Below are 3,468 nucleotides of genomic sequence, written 5' to 3' on the forward strand. Positions count from 1 at the left end.
TTTTTGTTTGTTTTGGGCTAATTACATCATATCAGGAGCGACTTCCTGTGTACATAAAAACCGGATGATGAATTGTTTAAGAAATTCATCATCCGGTTTTTACTTTGGACTAGGAGTTTTTTCCCAGCCTCTCTTTGTCATCTCCGAATGTTACTCAGTAACTAAGGTCAAAAAGCACGGCCTTAGCGGATAAGTGCGAACGAAAGGTGGATTCTAATGAATCAACCTTCGTCCTTCTTATCCCAACCAGGCCGTCAAGGAGCTTTTTTCCCAACCTCACGTTTAATTTTAAAATTTTTAAAACATATTTGCCCGACGTTGGGCTTCGGCTAACTCCATTGCCCGGACCTTCCGTGGTAAGAAGCGCCGAATTTCATCTTCGTTATAACCGATTTGGATCCGCTTGTCATCAATAATAATTGGCCGCCGCAATAGTCCTGGTGTTTTAGTGATTAATTCGTATAACTTCGTCATTGGCAATTCATCAAGGTCAATCTTCAAAGATTGATAAGCTTTGGAACGCTTAGAAATAATATCTTCAGTTCCATTTTCAGTCATCCGGAGAATCGTCTTAATTTCGGCTAAACTTAACGGGTCAGAAAAAACATTCCGCTCTACATATGGGATATTGTGTTGCTTTAACCATGCCCGCGCTTTCCGACAAGATGTACAACTTGGTGATGTGTAAAGTGTTACCATTTAAGCTGCCCCCTTTTTTGAAAATCTGAACTTCATCTATCCTTCAATTCCATTATATGCTATTACACTGATAAATAAAACCTTTCTTTTGAAAATTGTTTACTTTTTGTAAGTGTATTAAAAATACGATTTTAACCGTTTTCAATGATATACAAAAGTTATTTTACATCTACTCACCTTAAGTCCGGGAAACCGTCAATTGATTTTATTTAATTATCGATCCCTAAAACTGGAATCACTTGATAATGTAATTTTTTATCGCACAATTTATATTAAGAAGTATAATAAGGGTAAGGAAGTGATAATTATGTTATCAGAAATTAGCTATGCTCTTGGATCACTTGATTTTCTCCACGATAAGGAGAACGAATTAAAGTCAGACCGCCTACTACGCCTCTATAGTAGTACCCGGATACCTGGTAAATATACTCTGTTTGATTTTTCCGGCAAAAAATCAGCTTTTGCTGCTCCAATTCGACTCAAAACATTACACGCAGTTGGCAAAGACGATTTTCGGGGATTTCTAAATTACCAATCCTTTACTCTTAGTCGGAAGGAACGGAAATTATTACGGAAATGGGCACATGATATTCTTGACGAGACAATTGCTGACTCTCATGGCACAAAATTATTAACGGGTTATCTAATGGAACGAAAAGATGATCCAGGTACAACCGTTTTGATGACCTGGTGGCAGTCCGCAGGAGATTTAAGTGAATGGTTAGATAGTCCACGTTATGATCCCCTCCGGCAATATGGAGAACCAGGACCACGTAATCAATACTTCTTTGATCAATACCATTTAGCTGAATAATGAGATGGCAAAAGAACACCATCTCGACGACCGATCAAAGGTAAGTTCCATCAAGATCAATTTGTAGGAATCGTTCTTGTTAATCGGCGTTTACGAACCCTTACAAGCTAAGCAGAATCATGGTTTTAAGTAACCGTTCAGCGGTAGCAAAAAAGCTGGGAAGAAGCATTTTCTTCCCAGCTTTTTTATTAGCGGTCCATGCGGGACTCGAACCCGCGATCTCATCCGTGACAGGGATGCGTCCTAAACCAACTAGACCAATGGACCAAAAATTGCGGGGGCTGGATTTGAACCAACGACCTCCGGGTTATGAGCCCGACGAGCTACCAGACTGCTCTACCCCGCGATAATAAAATAAGATGACCCGTACGGGACTCGAACCCATGTTACCAGCGTGAAAGGCTGGTGTCTTAACCAACTTGACCAACGGGTCATAACGGAGAAGGAGGGATTTGAACCCTCGCGCCGCTTGTCGCGACCTACACCCTTAGCAGGGGCGCCTCTTCAGCCACTTGAGTACTTCCCCAATGGGTCTAAGTGGACTCGAACCACCGACCTCACGCTTATCAGGCGTGCGCTCTAACCAGCTGAGCTATAGACCCATTCAAAAGAAAAAGCGGGTAACGAGAATCGAACTCGCGACAACAGCTTGGAAGGCTGTGGTTTTACCACTAAACTATACCCGCATCTTAAATATTTAATTAAATGGCGCGGGACGGAATCGAACCGCCGACACACGGAGCTTCAATCCGTTGCTCTACCAACTGAGCTACCGAGCCAGAAACGGTCCATGCGGGACTCGAACCCGCGATCTCATCCGTGACAGGGATGCGTCCTAAACCAACTAGACCAATGGACCAAAATTGCGGGGGCTGGATTTGAACCAACGACCTCCGGGTTATGAGCCCGACGAGCTACCAGACTGCTCTACCCCGCGATAATAAAAGGAGGATAAGAGATTCGAACTCTTGCGTCGGTTGCCCGGCCTAGCGGTTTTCAAGACCGCCCCCTTCAGCCACTTGGGTAATCCTCCATAATTATGAACCCGTAGGATGGACCTTGTAGGACTCGAACCTACGACCGGGCGGTTATGAGCCGCTTGCTCTAACCAACTGAGCTAAAGGTCCAAAACAACCACCCAAATCGCGGCGGGGGGGATCGAACCCTCGACCTCCCGGGTATGAACCGGACGCTCTAGCCAGCTGAGCTACACCGCGAATTAAGTAACTTATCTAAATTACTATCGGGAAAACAGGATTCGAACCTGCGACCCCCTGGTCCCAAACCAGGTGCTCTACCAAGCTGAGCTATTTCCCGAAAAAATGCACCCAGCAGGAGTCGAACCTGCAACCTTCTGATTCGTAGTCAGACACTCTATCCAATTGCGCTATGGGTGCAAAATAAATGCCGAGGACCGGGATCGAACCGGTACGGTCATCACTGACCGCAGGATTTTAAGTCCTGTGCGTCTGCCAATTCCGCCACCCCGGCATAATAATATAGTAGGATGGAATTGGCAAAGCGGAAGACGGGATTCGAACCCGCGACCCCCACCATGGCAAGGTGATGTTCTACCACTGAACTACTTCCGCAAAATAAATGCCGACTAGAGGATTCGAACCTCCGACCCCCTGTTTACAAGACAGGTGCTCTGCCAACTGAGCTAAGTCGGCATATGACTTTAGGAATCCTTCCTTATGTTGGCAATGAGCCGTGACGGGTTCGAACCGTCGACCCTCTGATTAAAAGTCAGATGCTCTACCGACTGAGCTAACGGCTCATGAGCTTTCCGGCTCAATGGAGGATACAGGGCTCGAACCTGTGACCCTCTGCTTGTAAGGCAGACGCTCTCCCAACTGAGCTAATCCTCCATTTGCATGGCGACGCCCTATCCTCGCAGGGAGCGATCCCCCAACTACTTTCGGCGCGTTGAAGCTTAACTTCTGTGTTCGGCA

2 protein-coding genes and 19 tRNA genes are annotated in these 3,468 nt (G+C 45.7%); 1 reads left to right on the forward strand and 20 read right to left on the reverse strand.

What is annotated here, in order from left to right:
* Nucleotides 1–297: 297 nt before the first annotated feature.
* Nucleotides 298–699, reverse strand: a complete 402-nt coding sequence (gene spxA, locus H5993_RS08925) for a transcriptional regulator SpxA (RefSeq protein WP_180870115.1) — start codon at nt 697–699, stop codon at nt 298–300.
* 307 nt (nt 700–1,006) lie between these two features.
* On the opposite strand from spxA, the gene H5993_RS08930 reads away from it, so the two are divergent.
* Nucleotides 1,007–1,513 carry a hypothetical protein gene (locus H5993_RS08930; RefSeq protein WP_204777093.1) on the forward strand — a complete coding sequence of 169 codons (507 nt, stop codon included), beginning with the start codon at nt 1,007–1,009 and terminating at the stop codon, nt 1,511–1,513.
* Between the two features lie 192 nt (nt 1,514–1,705).
* Here H5993_RS08930 and H5993_RS08935 read toward each other — a convergent pair.
* From H5993_RS08935 to H5993_RS09025, 19 genes are all read right to left on the reverse strand, one after another.
* Nucleotides 1,706–1,780 (reverse strand) — tRNA-Asp (locus tag H5993_RS08935).
* 5 nt (nt 1,781–1,785) lie between these two features.
* Nucleotides 1,786–1,859, reverse strand: a tRNA-Met gene (locus H5993_RS08940).
* Between the two features lie 14 nt (nt 1,860–1,873).
* Nucleotides 1,874–1,946 (reverse strand) — tRNA-Glu (locus H5993_RS08945).
* 4 nt (nt 1,947–1,950) lie between these two features.
* Nucleotides 1,951–2,039: transfer RNA gene (locus H5993_RS08950), tRNA-Ser, on the reverse strand.
* 2 nt (nt 2,040–2,041) lie between these two features.
* Nucleotides 2,042–2,115 (reverse strand) — tRNA-Ile (locus tag H5993_RS08955).
* Between the two features lie 13 nt (nt 2,116–2,128).
* A tRNA-Gly gene (locus H5993_RS08960) sits at nt 2,129–2,199 on the reverse strand.
* Nucleotides 2,200–2,219: 20 nt separating this feature from the next.
* Nucleotides 2,220–2,292, reverse strand: a tRNA-Phe gene (locus H5993_RS08965).
* 5 nt (nt 2,293–2,297) lie between these two features.
* Nucleotides 2,298–2,372 (reverse strand) — tRNA-Asp (locus H5993_RS08970).
* Between the two features lie 4 nt (nt 2,373–2,376).
* A tRNA-Met gene (locus H5993_RS08975) sits at nt 2,377–2,450 on the reverse strand.
* Nucleotides 2,451–2,458: 8 nt separating this feature from the next.
* A tRNA-Ser gene (locus H5993_RS08980) sits at nt 2,459–2,546 on the reverse strand.
* Nucleotides 2,547–2,566: 20 nt separating this feature from the next.
* A tRNA-Ile gene (locus H5993_RS08985) sits at nt 2,567–2,640 on the reverse strand.
* A gap of 16 nt (nt 2,641–2,656) precedes the next feature.
* Nucleotides 2,657–2,730: transfer RNA gene (locus tag H5993_RS08990), tRNA-Met, on the reverse strand.
* A gap of 26 nt (nt 2,731–2,756) precedes the next feature.
* Nucleotides 2,757–2,830, reverse strand: a tRNA-Pro gene (locus tag H5993_RS08995).
* Nucleotides 2,831–2,836: 6 nt separating this feature from the next.
* Nucleotides 2,837–2,910: transfer RNA gene (locus tag H5993_RS09000), tRNA-Arg, on the reverse strand.
* Between the two features lie 8 nt (nt 2,911–2,918).
* Nucleotides 2,919–3,004: transfer RNA gene (locus tag H5993_RS09005), tRNA-Leu, on the reverse strand.
* Nucleotides 3,005–3,033: 29 nt separating this feature from the next.
* Nucleotides 3,034–3,105, reverse strand: a tRNA-Gly gene (locus H5993_RS09010).
* A gap of 8 nt (nt 3,106–3,113) precedes the next feature.
* Nucleotides 3,114–3,186 (reverse strand) — tRNA-Thr (locus H5993_RS09015).
* Between the two features lie 34 nt (nt 3,187–3,220).
* Nucleotides 3,221–3,293 (reverse strand) — tRNA-Lys (locus H5993_RS09020).
* Between the two features lie 18 nt (nt 3,294–3,311).
* Nucleotides 3,312–3,384, reverse strand: a tRNA-Val gene (locus tag H5993_RS09025).
* Between the last annotated feature and the right edge of the window lie 84 nt (nt 3,385–3,468).

This window comes from Limosilactobacillus alvi, from assembly GCF_016900115.1.
In the GTDB taxonomy this organism is placed as follows: Bacteria; Bacillota; Bacilli; order Lactobacillales; family Lactobacillaceae; genus Limosilactobacillus; species Limosilactobacillus alvi.